14 protein-coding genes are annotated in these 17,859 nt (G+C 71.3%); 7 read left to right on the top strand and 7 right to left on the bottom strand.

Going from position 1 to position 17,859, the window contains the following annotated elements:
* The first annotated feature begins 22 nt into the window (after positions 1-22).
* Positions 23-1,456 carry an MFS transporter gene (locus WH85_RS48615; protein ID WP_211275333.1) on the top strand — a complete coding sequence of 478 codons (1,434 nt, stop codon included), beginning with the start codon at positions 23-25 and terminating at the stop codon, positions 1,454-1,456.
* Between the two features lie 133 nt (positions 1,457-1,589).
* On the opposite strand, the gene WH85_RS11270 is transcribed toward WH85_RS48615, so the two are convergent.
* Both WH85_RS11270 and WH85_RS52850 read right to left on the bottom strand, forming a co-directional pair.
* Positions 1,590-2,450, bottom strand: coding sequence for a nickel/cobalt transporter (locus WH85_RS11270; protein WP_052720317.1), 861 nt, complete (start codon positions 2,448-2,450; stop codon positions 1,590-1,592).
* Positions 2,447-3,118 carry a hypothetical protein gene (locus tag WH85_RS52850; protein ID WP_045741737.1) on the bottom strand — a complete coding sequence of 224 codons (672 nt, stop codon included), beginning with the start codon at positions 3,116-3,118 and terminating at the stop codon, positions 2,447-2,449. Before WH85_RS52850 ends, WH85_RS11270 begins: the two co-directional genes overlap by 4 nt.
* A 499-nt stretch (positions 3,119-3,617) precedes the next feature.
* On the opposite strand from WH85_RS52850, the gene WH85_RS11280 reads away from it, so the two are divergent.
* Positions 3,618-4,661 (top strand): NAD(P)-dependent alcohol dehydrogenase, encoded by a 1,044-nt coding sequence (locus WH85_RS11280; protein ID WP_045741823.1) that lies wholly within the window; start codon positions 3,618-3,620, stop codon positions 4,659-4,661.
* A gap of 312 nt (positions 4,662-4,973) precedes the next feature.
* Here the strand turns inward: WH85_RS11280 and WH85_RS50280 are convergent, their stop codons facing one another.
* On the bottom strand, positions 4,974-6,092 hold the full coding sequence (locus tag WH85_RS50280; RefSeq protein WP_157410934.1) for a hypothetical protein: 1,119 nt from the start codon (positions 6,090-6,092) through the stop codon (positions 4,974-4,976).
* A gap of 57 nt (positions 6,093-6,149) precedes the next feature.
* Positions 6,150-7,127: a DUF6069 family protein gene (locus WH85_RS52855; RefSeq protein ID WP_245673900.1), complete on the bottom strand. Its 978-nt coding sequence runs from the start codon at positions 7,125-7,127 to the stop codon at positions 6,150-6,152.
* 133 nt (positions 7,128-7,260) lie between these two features.
* Here WH85_RS52855 and WH85_RS11295 point away from each other — a divergent pair, with 133 nt between their 5' ends.
* Both WH85_RS11295 and WH85_RS11300 read left to right on the top strand, forming a co-directional pair.
* Positions 7,261-7,854, top strand: coding sequence for a hypothetical protein (locus WH85_RS11295; protein WP_045741738.1), 594 nt, complete (start codon positions 7,261-7,263; stop codon positions 7,852-7,854).
* Positions 7,839-8,690, top strand: a complete 852-nt coding sequence (locus WH85_RS11300) for a hypothetical protein (RefSeq protein WP_045741739.1) — start codon at positions 7,839-7,841, stop codon at positions 8,688-8,690. Before WH85_RS11295 ends, WH85_RS11300 begins: the two co-directional genes overlap by 16 nt.
* A gap of 1,014 nt (positions 8,691-9,704) precedes the next feature.
* Here the strand turns inward: WH85_RS11300 and WH85_RS11305 are convergent.
* Entirely contained in the window at positions 9,705-10,934 is a 1,230-nt protein-coding gene (locus WH85_RS11305) for an MFS transporter (protein ID WP_045741740.1), read from the bottom strand.
* 61 nt (positions 10,935-10,995) lie between these two features.
* On the opposite strand from WH85_RS11305, the gene WH85_RS11310 reads away from it, so the two are divergent.
* Both WH85_RS11310 and WH85_RS46895 read left to right on the top strand, forming a co-directional pair.
* Positions 10,996-12,078, top strand: a complete 1,083-nt coding sequence (locus WH85_RS11310; RefSeq protein ID WP_045741741.1) for an ROK family transcriptional regulator — start codon at positions 10,996-10,998, stop codon at positions 12,076-12,078.
* Between the two features lie 242 nt (positions 12,079-12,320).
* Positions 12,321-13,601 carry a YndJ family transporter gene (locus WH85_RS46895; RefSeq protein WP_052720319.1) on the top strand — a complete coding sequence of 427 codons (1,281 nt, stop codon included), beginning with the start codon at positions 12,321-12,323 and terminating at the stop codon, positions 13,599-13,601.
* On the opposite strand, the gene WH85_RS11320 is transcribed toward WH85_RS46895, so the two are convergent.
* Positions 13,549-14,511, bottom strand: coding sequence for a phosphotransferase family protein (locus tag WH85_RS11320; RefSeq protein WP_045741742.1), 963 nt, complete (start codon positions 14,509-14,511; stop codon positions 13,549-13,551). The two genes, WH85_RS46895 and WH85_RS11320, sit on opposite strands and share 53 nt — an antisense overlap.
* An 11-nt stretch (positions 14,512-14,522) precedes the next feature.
* Positions 14,523-15,407, bottom strand: coding sequence for a BadF/BadG/BcrA/BcrD ATPase family protein (locus WH85_RS11325; RefSeq protein WP_045741743.1), 885 nt, complete (start codon positions 15,405-15,407; stop codon positions 14,523-14,525).
* Between the two features lie 101 nt (positions 15,408-15,508).
* Between WH85_RS11325 and WH85_RS11330 the strand changes: the two genes are divergently transcribed.
* Positions 15,509-17,815 (top strand): glycoside hydrolase family 95 protein, encoded by a 2,307-nt coding sequence (locus tag WH85_RS11330; protein WP_045741744.1) that lies wholly within the window; start codon positions 15,509-15,511, stop codon positions 17,813-17,815.
* Positions 17,816-17,859: the final 44 nt, after the last annotated feature.

The following is a 17,859-nucleotide window of genomic DNA, read 5'->3' on the forward strand; positions in this document are numbered from 1 at the left end:
GTATCGATGGACGGTTCTGGCCGTGGCGACGTTCACACAGGTCACCGCCGCTTTCTTTGTCCAGGGGCTGGGGGCGCTCGGCGTCGTACTCCGCGACGACCTGAACATCAGCGCCGCCCAGCTGGGGTTGTTGGTCTCGGCCGCGCAGCTGGCGCCCCTGGTCGGGCTACTGGTGGCGGGCGTGCTCCTGGACCGCTTCGACGAACGTTGGGTGGTCGGGATCGGCGCTGCCCTGGTGGGTGCCGCACTGCTGACCGGCACGCTGGCGCCCGGCTACCCGGCGTTGCTGATCGTCCTGCTGGTGGTCGGCGCGGGCTACAGCACCATCCAGCCGGGCGGCAGCAAGTCGGTGGCGTCCTGGTTCGACGATTCCCGCCGCGGCCTGGCGATGGGCATCCGGCAGGCCGGACTTCCGCTCGGCGCGGTGGCCGCGGCGGCCACCCTGCCGCTGATCGCCGCCGCGGCGTCCTGGCGGGCCGCGATCTTCGTGGGCGGAGCGGTGGCCATGAGCGGGGCGATCGCCTTCATGCTGGTCTACCGCTCACCGGCATCCCCGTCGAACCTGTCGGCGCCGTCGGTGCCGTCGCTCGTTCCGAGCCCATCGAGCCGGTCGGTCCCGTCGAAGCCGCCGAGCCCGTTGCCCGTGTCGAGCCCGTTGCCCGTGTCGAGCCCGTTGCCCGTGTCGAGCCCGTCGCCCGTGTCGAGCCCGTTGACCGCAGCGGGCGCGTCGAGTCCGCCGAATTGGTCGACTACGTCGAACCTGTCGAAGCCGTCGAGTCGGCTGAGCGCGGGAGAGGGAAACCGCGCCGGCTCTCAGGCCGGCGTTCGTGGCGACCGCCGGGCGGTGCCCATGCGGTTCGCGGTCGTCACCGGCACTTGCATGGTCGCCGTGCACAGCGGCATCGGCCTGCTCACCGTCCTGCACCTGCACGAGCAGGCCGGCATGACGGCCGCCGCAGCCGCCGCCGCACTCGTGGCCGTTCAGTTCGCCGGTGCCGCGGGCCGGATCGGACTCGCCGCCCTCAGCGATCGTTCCCGGTCACGCGCCACGGTGGTGACCGCCAGCATGCTCGCCGTCGCCGGAGGCCTCCTGGCCCTGGTCACCCCGGCCGGCCGTCACCCGGTCACCGCGGTCCTGCTGTTCGTGTGGCTCGGCTTCTTCGGTATCGGCTGGTACGGACCATGGATCGCCATCGTCGCCACCCCCGGCAGCACCGGCTTCTCCATCGGCCTGGTGTTGGCCGTCAACCAGATCGCGGTAGTGATCGCCCCGCCGTTGCTCGGCCGTCTCCGCGACGTCAGCGGCGGCTTCACCGCCGGTTGGGTCCTTCTGATCGCCCTGCTCATGCTCTCTTGGGGGTACGCCGTGAAGCACTCCCGAACAGGACGCCTTCGACGAACAGCTTGTCGAGCTGCGCAACCCCGCCCACCGGGCCCGCACCCCGCCCATGGGTGACGGTCTCTCCTCGGCACGGGCGATGACCGCGAAATGTGTCCATGTCTCTGTGAGTCGAAGTGGGGCGAGGTGAGGCCCAGGTGTCGTGTGGACCACGCCGCAGCACGTCTCCCACTTCTCTGCGAGCCTCAGGTCAGCCGGCCGTCACCAACTGGGCCGCGGCTACCGTGACCAGCCCAGCACCGAACAGTGTGATGCCGCCGGCGGCGATCAGCGGCGTGACCCGGCTGGCCAGCCGCAGCGTGGACTGGGTGCGGACACTCTTGGTGACCAGCGAACTGCCGGCAACCGCGAGTACGCCGACGCCGAACAGGACGACGGCCATGCCGATTCCGAACGTGAGCACGAGCAGCAGCGCGAACCCGGCCCGCCCCAGGAACAGCCCGGTGGCCAGCACCAGGAAAGCCGCCGGGGAGGGCGTCAAGCCGCCGGAGATGCCGAGGAGGAGGAGTCCCGGTTTCCGTACATGATCATGGTCGTGTCCGTGATCTTGCCCGTGACCATGGTCGTGCTGGTGACCTTTGTCGTGTTCCTGATCGTCCGCGTGCACCTGTTCGTGGCCGGTTCCGTGGTCGTGTGAGCGGCCGTGGTCGTGACCATGGCCGTGTGAGTGCCCGTGGGAGTGGCTGTGTCCGTGCAGGTGACGGCGCAGCATCCAGACGCCGGTGCCCAGAATGATCACGCCGGCGATCACCTGCAGCCAGCCGGTGAGCTGCTCCATGCGTACGAAATCAGAGAGTGAGAAGAACGTCCAGGCCACGCCGATGACCAGAACGGAGAAGGTGTGCATGACCGCTACCGAACCGCCCAGCCAGGCCGCGTCCCGGATCCGGCCGCGCGAACCGGCCAGGTAGGCCGCGGCCAGGGTCTTGCCGTGACCGGGAGTGACCGCGTGCCAGGCGCCGGCCAGGAACGCGATCACGAAGGCCGCCGGGGCGATGCCGGGCGTGTGGATGATGTCCTGCAGGCGGTCGGAGAGTTCGGTGACGTTCACGCGGTCACCGCCCGGCGGCGGCGCTTCGCGGTGGCCAGGATTCCGGCCAGGGTGCCGGCGACGAGAATGACGGCGAGCAGGATGCCGCCGATCTGCAGCAGGGCGCTGCGTCCCCTGCCGACCGATTCGGCGGGGGGCGCGCCGGTGAGGGTCCACTCGTGGGTGTCGTCACCGCCCTCGTAGACGGCCCGCTGCCCGGACGGTCCGGTGGCCAGGGTGCGGTAGGCCGGGTTCAGGTCGGTCAGCGTCCGGACCGCGACCGAGGCGGTGGTGACCGGGCCCGGGCAGGTGAAAGCGGCGGTGGCACCCTTCAGGGCGAGCGCGCGGATCGGCTCGACGGCGCCGGTGCATTCCTGGGCGCCGGTACGCACGGTGATCCGCTGCAGGAGATAACCGGTGAACTCGGCGGACGCGCCGACGACGCCGGGATCGGTGTAGCGGTAGTCGACCGTACCGTCGGTGGCGAGCCGGTCGGACGGCAGCAACCCGAGCGAGACGCCGAGCAGGGTGAGGTCGTCGGGGCCGCCGACGCGCCACTTCACGTGGACGACGTCGGGATGCTGCGCGTCGACGGCGATGTCGACGGTCTGCGGGTCGCCGAACGGGTGGGCCGAGGCGGGGCTCGGCATGAGGACGGCGGCTCCGGCGGCCACGAGGGTCACCAGCACGCGAGTGCCTGGGAGGGACACGGTTCAGAACTCCTGGAGCTGTCGAGCACACCAACGGCGTTCAGTCTCCGGGTAGTGGGTGGGCGGTTCATGATCTTGAAAAGGCCCGCATGTGAACACTGCATGGCTCGCAGCGGCAGGCCGGTGCCACGGGCGGGAACGGGGCATCCCGCCCCCGGCCGAGCCGCCGTCCGGGATGCTGGGGGTGACCGTGGTCGTACCGTCCGGCTGGCTGGTCGTACCGTCCTGGTGGGGGTGACCGCGCCTGCACCCTCCTACGGGGGGAAACGCGGCTGTACCGTCCGGCTGGTGGGATCGCAGTCGGACTGTTCGGCTGGTGGGCCGCGGTCGGACTGTTCGGCTGGTGGGCCGCGGTCGGACTGTTCGGCTGGTGGGCCGCGGTCGGGCCGTCCCGCTGGGGACTTCGGTGGCGGCGGGCCGCGTACCAGAGCATGATCGTGTTTTGCCGTTTGATCTTCTCGTGTTCCCGGAGGACGTCATTCTCACTGTCAACGCCATCGCCGCGACCTCGGCCACCGAGCCGCTCGTCCGCACCACGCTCGAACGCCGGGACGTCGGGCCGCACGACATTCTGATCGACATCGCGTACGCGGGTATCTGCCACTCGGACATCCACACCGTGCGGGGCGAGTGGGGGCCGGTGCCGTACCCGCTGACCGTCGGCCACGAGATCGTCGGGCACGTCGCGGAGGTCGGATCCGCGGTGACCCGGCACGCCGTCGGCGACCGGGTCGGCGTCGGCTGCATGGTCAACTCGTGCCGGACCTGCGACAACTGCCAGGCGGGGTACGAGCAGTACTGCGCGCAGGGCAACATCGGCACGTACGCGGCGACGGACCTGGACGGGACGATCACGCAAGGCGGCTACTCCACGCACGTGGTGGTCAACGAGGACTTCGTGCTGCGTGTGCCGGAGTCCCTGCCGATCGAGGCCGTCGCGCCGCTGCTCTGCGCGGGCATCACGACGTACTCGCCGCTCGCCCACTGGAAGGCCGGCCCGGGTACGAAGGTGGCGGTCGTCGGTATGGGCGGCCTCGGGCACATGGCGGTCAAGTTCGCCGCGGCGATGGGCGCCGAGGTGACGGTCCTGTCGCAGACCCTGAGCAAGAAGGACGATGGCTTGGCGTTCGGAGCGGCGCACTACCACGCGACGAGCGACCCGACCGCTCTGGAAGGCTTGAAGAACACCTTCGACCTGATCATCAACACCGTCAGCGCGTCCCTGGACATCGGCGCTTACCTGCGTCTCCTCCGCCTGAACGGCACCCTGGTCGCGGTGGGCGCCCCGCCGGAGCCGCTGCCGGTCCAGGTGTTCACGCTGTTCGGCAACCGCCGCTCGTTCGCCGGCTCCAGCATCGGCGGCATAGCCGAAACCCAGGAGATGCTGGACTTCTGCGCCGAACGCTCGATCGTCTCCGAGGTCGAGGTGATCAACGCTGACGCGGTCAACGAGGCGTACGAGCGTGTCCTCAAGTCCGACGTCCGCTACCGCTTCGTCATCGACGTGGCCTCCTTGCGCTGAGTACTGTCCGCACGGAGGCCTTCGTCGGCCCTCCCGCGCTGGTCCTCGTCGGTCCTCGTTCGCAGTGATCTGCGTCTGCACTGAGTTCTGTCCGTTCTGGGCGATGTCCATCCGTTCTGAGTTCTGTCTGCCTTGAGAATCTCTGCACCGAGGTCGCCGGCTGTGCAGAGGCCCGTTGGCGTCGATGGCTCTGGCCGGGCCCTCCCTGGGTCCGGCCCGTCTTCGAGTTCGGTCCGAGCCGGCTACCCGGTCACCAGCCCACCTCGAGCCGCTTCCCGGTTCTCGGCCCAAGTTGACCTTCCCATCCTCGGTTCAGCCCGAGCCTGCCTCCCCGTTCCCGGTGGGCAGCTTCTTCCCATCGGCGCCGGTCGCAGCCAGGTCGCTGACAGCGCCCGCCCCGAGGTCGAACCAGAACAGCACAACGGTGTCCCCGCCGACGCTGAGCGTGTGCTGCCGAGCGATGAAGCTCTTGCCCCCGACCTTCCCGGTGATCTGGGTAGCCGCCCCGGCGTAGTAACCGAACTCAGGAACCAGGACCCCACTGTGATCCGCCAGCGCGTGCACAGCATGGAACCCGGGCGAGACGTCCGGCGCGTTCACCTCGTTGATCCCGACCAGCCTCTTGACCTGCCCCGACGGAGCCCGCAGCCCGGCATTGACGCCGAACCGGATCCCGGGCAACGCCGAGCTGTTGAGCGGACTCAGGAACAGCACGATCTCCCCGCCCGCATGCATGACCCCGGTAGGCACCACAGTCCCCGGAATCTCATCGATCGATGAACTGCTCACAGATCCCTGTGCTGAAGTCCCGTCGTCCGCCGAAACGCCGCCCCTTCGACCGCCGCTCGCCGACCCGACGTTCGTAGTCCCGCCGACCGCCTGGCCGCCGGTTGCCGCCTTGCCGTCCTTCTGGTTGCCGCCCACCGGTCCGCCGTTCCATCGGGCGCCGTTCGCCGAAACGTCAGTCGATCGGGTGCCGTATGCGGTTCCGCCGTTCGCGCGGCTGCCGGTTACCGACATCCCGGTTGTCTGGCCGTTGGCTGCTGGGTCGTTGCTCATCGGCCTACTGTTCGCAGCGTGGCCGGTTACTGGATCACTATTCGTGTGCCTACCGGTCACCGATATTCCGGTCGTCTGCGTGCCGGTCGCCGAGTTGTTGCTCGCCGGCCCGCCGTTTGCCTGGCGGCCGCTTCCCAGTTCGCCGCTCATAGACCCAGCGGTCGACTGCTCACCATTGACCGAATTGCCGGCTGCCCCGTTGCTGACAGCCGGGTCGTCGGCCGTCGTGTTGCCGTTTGCCAGGCTGCCGTTCGCCGGGATGCCGCTTGTCGGCCCGTCCGGCTGGCCGGTCGTCTCAGCCCCGGCGGTACCACCGGCCACCAGCGCCACGAGCGCACCGGCGACCACAACGGTCGATTTAACCGTCCTCATCAGGCCACCTCCTCCTCCCTTCGATCCTCGCGGAGAATCCCTTACTCGTCCCCGAACTCACCGTTCTTCCTTCGAGGCGACTCGGAGGAAGAGGCACATCCAGGTGGTTGTCCACCGAGTCCTCGTCACACGGTGAAAGTCAGCCGTAGCCGAGTGGAAGTCAGCCGTAGGAGAATCTACCGGGACGTCGCGTTCCGGTTTTCCGAGGCGAATTCCTAGTTGCGGGACGACCGGGCGGAGTGTCGCGGTCCGTGACAGGGAAATTCGACCTTGATCCCCGCTGCCTCGGTGATCAAGCCGTGACGGGGATTCGGCGTCATTGCCTTCTCCCGTCCGACGCCTCAAACCCTCGGGCCTGTTCTCGGCCGGGCCCTGTTCTCGAGTGGGTTCGACCGCGGGTGGGCTCGACCGCGGGCGGGCAGGTCCTTGATCCGACCGCGGGCGGGCCTGTCCTGGGGCCGGCTCGACCGTCGGCAGTGAGACGAGCGTGTCCCCGTGCAAGCCCGGCGAACCGGCACCGCGGGCTCCGACTTGTGAGGCTGAAGTCGGGGGTGAGGCGGCGGAGCGCTGTGGTTTCTGGCGAGCGGACGAGGCTCGGCGGCATCGTCGTTGCCCCGGAAGCCCGAAGATCAGTGCGGCGCCGACCGTCACGTGCATGGCGATCAGTGCCAGGCACCCGCCGGTGGTGGTGGCAGCGAATGGGCCGACCAAGCAGAGCAGCAACATGGTCACCGCGATGAGCCGGAAGGCGCGGGCCGGGCGACGCAGGCGGTTCTCCAAGAGGGCGAGAAGAGCCCAAGCGGCGAGCCCGGCGAGCAGGGCCGTCAGCACGACGGCCGCCGGCCCGACCTCACGGACGTCGTCGCCCTGGCGGACCGTCAGGTCGGTGCCTGTGCCGACGACGTCGACGGTCCACAGGAGCAGCGCTCCGCCGGCTCCCGCGACAACGGAGAGGGCCCGGCGGGAGCGTCGCACGGTGGCGCGGGTTGCGGGGCGGGTGGTGGTGTCCGAGGACTGTCGCGGCTCGTTCGTCATGCCGATGAGGATTGCGCTCCGGCGTGGGCGCGCACATCCTTCTCCCGGTCTCGCGGGGCCCTTCCAAGGAAGGGGGGTGAACCCCTACTTTGGATGGTGTTCCCGCTCTGCACCAGGCGGTTAGCCTCGCCCGGTGACCAGCTTTCCCCCTGCCTCGACGGACCGAGTCGGCCGCCCCGGCGCTGCCGCTGTCGCCGCCGTCATGACCGGTTCCGCCGTCATGGTTGCGATCACGGCGCTGGCCTGGTGGAGCGACCGCACACCCAGCCCGTTGCTTGTGCTCGACCTCGTCACCGCTCTCCTCGCGCTCCTGCTGGCACCGCTGACGCTGTGGCGACCGGTCACCACGACTGCCGTGTCGACGGTGCTGGCGGCTCTGTCTCCGGTGGCGACATCGCCGGTGACGATCGGTGCCCTGCAAGTGGCGTGGCGACGACGGTTTCCGGCCGCGGCGGCCACCGGAGCGGCCGACCTTGGCCTGGCCGGCTGGGATCGCCGGCCTGGTGAGGACGCCCTGGTGAGGACGGTTCGGTGGGTGCGGCGGCCGAGGCGGGTCTATGCCATGTCGGGTCAGCTGGCTGGCCGACTGCGGATGCGGCTGTTGCGGGTGCTACTTCGGCCGGTTGGCTGGGCCGTGGGTGGTGTTGACCTTGGAAAGAAGGTGACATCTGGAACGATCGGTTGGGACGGGATCGGGCCTATCCTGTTTCGGTGCTTCTGGAGGTAGGGGATTCACGGGTCCTGGGTGACGCTGCGCCGCGACTTCGCTTCGTTGAGGAGAAGTCCGCGGTGCAGGGAGTCGATGAAGCGAGAATCGAGGCGCGGCGGGTTGGCCGGCGGGTGCTGGCTGTTGATGACAAGCCCGCGTTCGAGCTGAGCTACTGGTGTGGGACCTGCCAGTTTCTGTTCGAACGCCTTGAAGGGGCTACGGCCACCTTCTCGCCCGATGACGCCGATGGGCTTGCCAGCGGAATATCCGGGATCGACCACGCGGTGATCTCTCGGTTCGGCACGTTGCTCCCTGAGGGCGGCTACCGGCCTCTGCTGCTGGAGGTCACGCCCCGCCTGGTGTTTCCGTCGGCGCCCGGTGACTATTTTGCCGAGGACCAGGTCGCCACCTGGGGGCCTGAGTCGTTCTGGGGGCTGCCTGTTTATCCGCGGACACCCTACTACCGGACGTTCGAGACTCGTGTTGATGATGGTGCGCACTTCTACGAGTTCGTTGTTCCGATGGTACCGCCGTCGTGGAACGAGCCGGACCGGGTTGCCGCCTACACCGCTGCGCTGGGCTCCGGGGTCACCCCGACCGCCGTGGCAGTCTCGATCTTGGACGTCTGTAACCCGGCCGAGGAGCACGGCGTTGATGTCTACGCGCATTGGGCCCTTACCCATTTTCTGCTCGACGGCCACCACAAGACTCAGGCCGCAGCCGAGGCGGGACGCCCGATCCAACTGCTGTCCCTGCTGGCTGTCGACCCGGGGTTGTCGACGCCGGAGCAGGTTGCCCGGGTGCCCGCTTTGCGTGCCGCCGAGGAGCAGACGCGGCTTCGGCCCCGCTCCTGACTGACCCGCTCCTGACTGACCCGCTCCTGACTGACCCGCTCCTGAATGACCCGCTCCCGGGCGGTCCGCTGCCGACTGACCCGCTGTTGGCCGGCCCGGCGCGACTTCTGATCGACCGGCCGTCGCAGCGCGGATGTGGGGCTGCCTCTGATCGGCGTCGGGTTGGAACCGTCTTCGCGGCTCGGATGCGGGACTCTTTCTGGACAGTCGTGGTTGCTGAAGTGGTGACCGTACCCATACTTTTTTAGCGCACGCCCCCGATCACCGGTTTGGGTGCTGTTGCCGTCTTGTTGGGGTTGGTGGTTGCACCCGATCGCATGATCGGGTGCCCTTGCCGCCCGCCGCCCGCCGCCCGCAGCCCCCCGCCCGCCGCCCGACAGGGCGTGGACTCGACAGCCCGCGGAGCTGAGGTGCGTGATGGCGGTGAGTTAGCCCGGTTGGGTGATCGGGTGCGCCTGCTGCCGCGTGGCGTTGGGGACGGGATGGGGGACCGAACCTGCCTGGTTGATCAGGTGCGGATGCCGTCGGGCTGGGGTGCGCCGGGGTGGTGATGGCACCCATGCTTCTTTAGTGCACGCCCCCGATCACGGTTTTGGGTGCTGTTGCCGTCTTGTTGGGGTTGGTGGTTGCACCCGATCACATGATCGGGTGCCCTTGCCGCCTTGCCGCCTTGCCGCCTTGCCGCCTTGCCGCCTTGCCGCCTTGCCGCCTTGCCGCCTTGCCGCCTTGCCGCCTTGCCGCCCGGGCTGCCCGGGCTGCCCGGGCGCCGGGCGTGGTGTGGACTCGGCTGCCTGCGGGTTGAGGGGCGGGAGGACGGCGAGTGAACCCGACGGCATGATCTGGTGGATCCATTGCCGGATCGGGGCGCAGCAGGGTGGTGAGTGCACCCGACCGTTTGATCGGGTGCGACCGGTCCGCGCGGTGTGACGAGGCGAGGCGAGGCGTGGCGAGGCGCGGCGTGGCGAGGCGCGGCGAGGCGCGGCCAGGTGCGGCGAGGTATGGGCCTGGGGCCGGTTAATCGGCTGCGGGCACCGGGGGGACCGGGATCACGGGCGCCTGGCGGGACCGGCGGTCCAGGGTGAAGCTCAGGGCTGCCATCGCCAAGCCGACGACGCTCAGGGCCAAGCCCGTCCAGGCCGGGGCCAGGTAGCCGAGACCGCGGGCGATCACCACGCCGCCGAGGGCCGCGCCGAGGCTGTTGGCGACGTTCATCGCTGACTGGTTGACGGCGGCGCCCATCAGTTGCGCCCCGGGCGCTACCGTGATCAGTCTTGCCTGCAGGGCCGGCCCCAGGAACATGCTGGTGGTGCCGACCAGGAACGCGCCGAGGAACAGGCCGGGCGTGGTGTGTGCGGTCAGGGCGAAGAACAGGATCGCGGCGATCACGCAGCCGAAACCGATCAGCAGGGCCCGTCGCAGGTCCCGGTCGGCGAACCAGCCGCCGAGTGCGTTACCGATGGTCATGCCGAGGCCGAAGGCGACCAGCACCCAGGGGACGGTGCCGGCGGACAGGCCGGTGACCTCGGTGGTGACCGGGGCGATGTAGCTGTTCACGGCGAAGAAGCCGGAGAAACCGATTGCGACGGTGGCGGCTACCAGCCACACCTGCGGGCGGGCCAGGGTGCGCAGTTCGGATCGGGCCGAACCGCTGGCCGCGGCGGGGGCCTCCGGGACGCTGGCGGCGATGGCGAGCAGGGTGAGGGCGAAGACTGCGGCGATCACCAGGTAGGAGGCCCGCCAGCCGGCGGCCTGTCCGAGGCTGGTCATGGCGGGGACGCCGACGAGGTTGGCGATGGTCAGGCCGCTGAGTACTGCGGCGTACCCGCGCGCTTCGCGGCCCGGGCCCATCAGTGATGCCGCCAGCAGTCCGGCCGCGCCGAAGTAGGCGCCGTGCGGTAGTGCGGCGGCGAAACGTGCGACCAGGACCAGGCCGAACGTGGGGGCGAGCGCGGATGCCGCGGTTCCGGCCACGAACAGCACGAGCAGGGCGAGTACCAGGCGTTTGCGGCGCCAGCGTGCGGTCAGTGCGGCGATCAGGGGGGCTCCGGCTACCACGCCCATCGCGTACGCGGTGATGGTCCACCCGGCGCGGGCGACCTCGTCGGTGCCGGTGCCGCCCAGCAGGTCCCGGGCGATTTCGGGCAGCAGGCCCATGGCGGCGAACTCGGTGAGGCCGATCGCGACGCCGCCGAGTGCCAGGGCCAGCAGGGCCGTCCAGCGGCGGCGGGTACTGAGATGTTCCATGGCCGGGACTTTAGCAACGGCGTTGCGAAACTCTCCAGCGTGCGGCGGATAGGGTGATCGAATGCACCAGACGTTCCTGCGCGGGTACAACGAGGCACTGGTCATCGCACTCGCGCGGAGCACACCGACCTTCGAACGCGGCGACGTCTCGCAAGCCACCGGACTGACGCCGCAGGCCGTCTCGAAAGTGCTCGGCCGGCTGCTCGACGAGGGCGTGGTCGCGCCCGCCGGGGTGCGGCGCCCGGCGATCGGGCGGGCGGCCGGGGTCTACGAACTCGTGCCGGGGAGCCGGTACGCGATCGGCGCCCACGTGACCCGCCGCGGGCTGCGCCTGGTCCTCACCGATCTGGCCGGGCGGGTGCTGTCCGTGTCGGTCACGCCGCTGCCCGGTGACTTCACGCCCGCCGAACTGCTGGACGTGCTGGCGGAGCGGGTGGGCGACGTGCGGGCCGCGTTCGACCTGGGTGACCGGCTCACCGGCGTCGGTGTCGGCATGATCGGGCCGCTGGACCAGGCGGCCGGTACGGTCCGGGGCGCCCACCGGCTGCGGCACTGGCACGACGTCCCCCTGGCGGCGCTGGCCCACGAGGTGCTGGACCTTCCGGTGCACGTGGAGAAGGACGTCACCGCGGGTGTGACCGCCGAGGCGTGGCGGCGCGGTGCGGCGTTCCGGGACGCTGCCCTGATCATGGTGGAGTCGGGGCTCGGGGCGGGCCTGTGGCTGGGCGGCGCGGCGCACCGGGGAGCGCACACGAACGCGGGGGAGTTCGGGCACAGTGTGGTCCAGCTTGACGGGCCGGTCTGCGCGTGCGGGCGGCACGGGTGCCTCGAGGTGGTGCACGACCGGGCCTTCGAGGCGGGGGACGTGGCGCTGGCGGCGCGGGTGCTCGGGGTCGGCGTCGTCAACCTGCTGCAGACGCTGGACCTGGGGCATGTGGTGCTCGCCGGTACTGATCTGTTGCGGCACGGTGCGGTCTATCTGGAGGCGGTGACGTCGGCGGTCCGGACGCAGGTGCCGCGGGCGGACTGGCTGACGGTGGACGTGTCGTTGTCGTCGCTGGGGGTGGACGCGATCGCGGCGGGCGCGGCGATGCAGGTCCTGGACGCGCGGTACGGGGTCCCAGGACTGTCGCCGCGCTTGTAGAACGGGACTGCTGCCGGGGCTGTAAACGGGACCGACGCCGTATCGATGACGCGAAGGGCGTGCCGGACCGCATGGGCCCGGCGGTCGCGCAGCGGCCGGGACGTCGCACCTGGCCTGCGGATCGCCGGAATGTGGGAGCCGTTGTCGCGTACCCCAGAAAAGGCGAAAGAGAAATCTCCTGGCCGGACCACCTGTGCTAACTTGAACGCGTTCAGTTGAACGCGTTCAAGGAGTGTGGCGGCATGGACCGGTTGAGCGACACCGGATGGACCGGGCTCCACCTGGTGGTGGCGGTGTGCGTGGTGCTGTTCGTGCCGCTCGGTCTCGGCGTCCTGGGCCGCGGCCGCACGCTGGCCCGCGCCTGGCTGCTCGTGGCGGTGCCGGCGGTGATCGCCCTGGCCCTGCCGCGCGGGGTGGTCGCCGGCGCGTTGAGCGTGCCCTACCTGGCGGCCTGCTGCCTCGTCCCGGTGGTGCTCCGGCGCGACCGGCTGACGGCGTTCGCGGCGGCCTGCCTGCCGGTGGCGGCGATCGGGCTGGTCGCCGAACGGGCCGGGGTGGAGCTGCTGGGGTTCCCGGCGGGGGTGCTCGGGCTGACGGCGGCGCACTTCCACGTGGCGGGCTTCGGCGCGATGCTCCTGCTGTCCCTGAACCGTGCGGCGGGCAGGGAGCCCGGCCACGCGAGAGAAGGGAAGGCGGCGGGCACGGCGAACGTCCTGGGACCGATCGGGGTGGCCGTCGTCGGCGTCGGCTTCCTGATCGGCCGCACACCACTGGGGGAGAGGGCCGGCGACCTCGTCGAACTTCTCGGGGCCGGCCTGCTCAGCGCCGCCCTCTGGCTGGCGATCGCCACCCGGACCGGCCGGGCCGCCCGTCTGCTGCTCGGCCTGAGTGTGCTGACCATGGGGCTGGCGCTGCTCTACGCGCTCGGCCAGCTGATCACGATCCCGCACCTGAACCTGACCTGGATGGTGCTCACCCACGGCGTGCTGAACGCCGCCGCCGTGCTGACGGCCCTGGTCGTGGCCGGGGTGCACCGGGAGCAGCCGTGGTCGGAACACCGCTGGTCGCACCGGATCGGGCACGGGCGGGAGCGGTTCGAGGCGGCCTCGGCGGCGCTGCTCGGCTGGGACATGCACCGGGGCGCGGGCGCCTGGGTCGACCCGGCGACACCGCCGGCGTTCGTGGGGCAGCGGATGCGGTCGTCGCTCGGCGTGTGGCGGCTGCGGGTGCCGGAGCCGTGCGAGGTGCTCGACGTGGTCCGCGACGACTCACGAACGGTCATGCACTACCTGGCGCTGCCGGGGCACACCTTCGACGGGGACGAGTCGTTCGCGGTGGTGCTCGACCCGGACGGGCAGGTGCGCCTCGAGGTGTCGGTCCGCTCCCGGCCGGCCCTGCTGGTGGCCCGGCTGACCGAGCCGGTGGTGCCGGTGGCGCAGTGGACGTTCATCGCCCGGTGCGCGGCGGTCCTCAGAACAGCGCCCGTAACTGCGAGCGCGCCCAGTCGTACTGGTCGGTCGTAGTGTGGCCGCGGTACCTCGTCTCGACCACCATCGCGACGAGCAGATAGACGCTGTACAGCCACCGCCGGTCCCGCTGCACCGCGGTGAGGGGCGGCTGGCCGTACCCGCGCATGTACGCGGCCGGATCCCCGAACTCCGCCGGCAGGTCGACCCCGACGAGACCGTGTTCGATCAGCGGATCGCCGTAGAACGCCCGCTCGTGGTCGATCACGCAGACTATCTTCCCGTCGGCGACCAGGACGTTGCCGCTCCACAGGTCGGTCTCGACGAACCGGGGTTCGCTCACCTCGTCGAGGCTGTCGAACCGGGCCGCGGTCAGGGCACGGACCCGGGCGTAGGGCAGTCCCAGGTCGACGTCGCGGCGCTCGCCGTCGGCCAGCAGTTCGGCGAGCTTACGGGTGAAGCAGGCCCGCCACGTCGGCTCGCCCGGTCCGGCCAGGTCACCGAACCAGCCGCCGCGGATCCCGTTCAGCTCCCGGTTGACCGCGCCGATCGCCTCGTCGTACGCCTGAGTCTCGGCCGGCGTCCTCTCCAGCAGGGACAGGTTGTCGGCCTCGATGAACGGCATGACGAACCAGTCCGCGTCGCACAGCTCGTGACTGAGGTCGGCGAAGTCGACCGGCGGCACCGGCACCGTGGTCCGTTCCCGGATCAGCTCGAGGGCGGCCAGTTCGGTGCGCATCGCCCCGCGCTCGTGGCTGAGCACCTCCACCCCGGCCGGCGGCGCGATCTTCAGGACCACCCGCCGGCCGTCGGTCAGGTCCAGCCGGTACGCCACGTTGAACCAGCCGTGCCCCAGCTCGCTCCACCAGCCCTGGTCGGTGGCGGGCGCCAGCCCCGGACCGTAGGCGCGGGTGACCATCGCCCGCAGCGTCGCCGGGGACTGCCGATTCTTGGTGATGCTCTCCATGGAATGGCAGGTTAGCGAGCGGCGAGGGCCAGTGCGCCCTCCACCGGCGCCTCGGTCAGCACGCGCAGGGTGACGCCCGGTTCGAGCCGCTCGGCGAGCAGATCCTGCAGGACCCGCTGCGCGGTGAGCACACCCCCGGCGCCGACGACCACGTCACCGAGCGCGCCGCGGCGGCGGAGCGCGGCGACGTTGCCGGCCAGGACGCCGGCGGCCTCCTCGACGACGGTCCGGGCGATCCGTGAGCCGGACTCCAGGGCCTGGAAGATCAGCGGGGCGTGCCGGCCCCAGGCGTACGGGTCGTCGTGGGAGACCTCCACGGCCAGGTCGGCCGGGGCGGGCACGGCGTAGGCCGCGCAGAGCAGCGCCACCACGGGGTCGGCGAGGGCGGCGTCCGGGCCCGCGGCGTCGGCGAGGCGCAGCCCGGCGCGGACGGCCTCGCGGACCAGGGCAGGTGCGCTGCCGTGGTCGGCGAGCAGCGCGCCGTGCCCGTCGGCGACGAGGGTGCCGCCGTCCGCGGTGGTGCCCAGGGCGATCGCGCCGGTGCCGACGATCAGCCGCAGGCACGTGGTGAGCCCGGCGGCCGGGCCGAGCAGTTCGGCGTCGTTGACCACCCGGAGGCGGCCGGGCACCAGGGCGCCGAGCGCGGCGTCGGCGATCCTCTGCTGGGCCGGGGTGTCCAGGTCGTGCAGGCCGATCACGGTCGTGGTCCGGGGGCCGGCGGCGGTCAGCAGGGCGGCCAGCCGGGCGAGGTTCTGCGGGTCGGCGAACATCGCGCCGTGCCGCCAGCTCGCCGAGGCGACGATCGTGTCGTGGCGGGTGCCGTCGGGCGCGACGACGGCGAGGTGGGTCTTCGTGCCGCCGACGTCGACGCCGATCATGGAGGCCGACTTTGTCATCCGGGGACGATAGATCCGCGCTGACCGGCCTGGCAAACGTGCTGACAAACGGGGTGGGTGTGCTTGACGGCCTTCGAAAGCCCCTGGTAGCAAGTGGTCTCATGATCGGGAACACGCGTGACTGGCTGATCGAGCTGCGGCGGCCCGCGCGACGCTGGACCGATGCCCTGCCGGTGGGCAACGGCCGTCTCGGTGCGATGTGCTTCGGCGGCACCGCCGTCGACCGGGTGCAGATCAACGACGACTCCTGCTGGTCCGGTTCGCCGTCGACCGCCGACGGTGACCCGCTGCTCGACGACGGGGAGGCGCGGGCCGCGATCGGCCGGGCGCGCACCGCGGCGCTGGCCGGCGACGTCCGGACCGCCGAGGCCGAGGTGCGCCGCGCCCAGCAGGGCTACACGCAGTCGTACCAGCCCCTGGTGGACCTGATCCTGGAGCAGCCGGGCAGCGATCCGGCGGTGGTCCGGACCCTTGATCTGGGCCGGGCGGTCGCCGCCCACGAGTGGACCGCCGCCGGGAGCCGGATGCGGCAGGAGACCTTCGCCTCGGCGCCGGACGACGCGCTGGTCGTGCACCGCCGGGTGCGCAGCGGCGACCCGGTCACGGTTCGCCTCCGGCTCACCTCGCCGCACCCCACCCTGACGGTCCGGCACGTGGCGGGAGATCTTCACGCGGGGGTACGCCTACCGTCGCACGTCGAACCGTCGTACGTGCCGTTGCCCGACGCCGAGGCCGTCCGTTACGCCCCCGGCGAGGCTCTCGAGGTCTGCGTCGCGGTCGCCGTCACCACCGACGGCCGGGTCGGACCGGACGGACCGGACCTGATCGTCGCCGGCGCCACCGACCTGCTGATCGTCGTCACCACGTCACCGTCGCCGCTCCCACCGGACGCCGCCCGCGAGGTCGCCGCGCAGCCCCCGGCCGCCCTGCTCGACCGGCACGTCCGGGACCACCGGGCCCTGTTCGACCGGGTGCACCTGGAGTTCGGCGCGCCCGTCGCGCTGCCCACCGACGACCGGATCGCGGCCGAGGACCCGGCGGACCACGACCTGGCGGCGCTGGCGTTCCACTTCGGCCGCTACCTGATGATCGCCGGTTCCCGGCCCGGCACCCGCCCGCTGAACCTGCAGGGCATCTGGAACGACCAGGTCCGGCCGCCGTGGAGCAGCAACTACACCGTCAACATCAACACCCAGATGAACTACTGGCCGGCCCTGGTCACCGGCCTGCCCGAGTGCACCGAACCGCTGCACGCCTGGCTGGCGCGGATCAGTGTGCCCGGTGCGCGGACCGCCCGCCGCCTGTACGCCGCCGACGGCTGGGTGGCGCACCACAACGTGGACGCCTGGGGCTTCACCGGCCCGACCGGCCGTGGCACCGACAACCCGTCCTGGTCGTTCTGGCCGCTCGGCGGTGTCTGGCTGGCCCGCCACCTGGTGGACCACTACGACACCACCCTCGACCGCGACCGCCTGCGCGCCGACTGGCCGGTGCTGACCGGCGCGGTCCGGTTCGCCCTCGACCTGCTCGCCGACCTGCCGGACGGTTCGCTGGGCACCGCGCCGTCGACCAGCCCGGAGAACACCTACCTGGCCGGTGACGGGCGTCCCGCCGCGGTCTCGGTCTCCGCCACCGCCGACCGTGTCCTGATCCGTGACCTGCTCGCCGCCGCCCGCCGTCTCGCCCCGGTGGCCGGCGACGACCTGGCCGCCGGTTCGCTGGGGGACCGCATCGACGGGGCGCTGCGGCGGCTGCCGGCGGAGCAGGTCGGTGCCGACGGCCGGATCCGGGAGTGGCTCACCGACCTGCCCGACGCCGAACCCCTGCACCGCCATCAGAGCCACCTGGTCGGGCTGTTCCCCGGGTCGTCGATCGACCCGGACGTCACGCCGGCGCTCGCGGACGCCGCCCGCCGCACCCTCGACGCCCGCGGACCGGAGTCGACCGGCTGGTCACTGGCCTGGCGGATCGCCCTCGGGGCCCGCCTGCACGACGCCGAGCGGGTGGCCGCGACGACCCGGATGTTCCTGCGGCCGGCCGGTGACGAGTTCCGCGGCGACGAGCACCGTGGCGGTGTCTACCGCGGCCTGCTGTGCGCGCACCCGCCGTTCCAGATCGACGGCAACTTCGGGTTCACCGCCGGGGTCGCCGAGGCGCTGATGCAGTCGCACGGCCGGGACCCGGACGGCTTCCGGCGGCTGCGGCTGCTCCCGGCCTGCCCGTGGCCGGCCGGCAGCGTCCGTGGCCTGCGGGCCCGCGACGGCCTGACCGTGGACCTGAGCTGGGTGGACGGCCGGGTCACCGGGATCCGCCTGGCCGCCACGGCCGCTGTCCGTCTCCGGGTCCTGGCGCCGGGCGTACCCCCGCGGGAGATCGACCTGGCCGCCGGCGACATCCGGACCTGGTGATCGGGATTCGTTTCCGTACCCGCCTGGCATGATCAACATGTCTT

The organism is Actinoplanes rectilineatus (assembly GCF_000962825.1).
GTDB classification, from domain to species: Bacteria; Actinomycetota; Actinomycetes; order Mycobacteriales; family Micromonosporaceae; genus Actinoplanes; species Actinoplanes rectilineatus.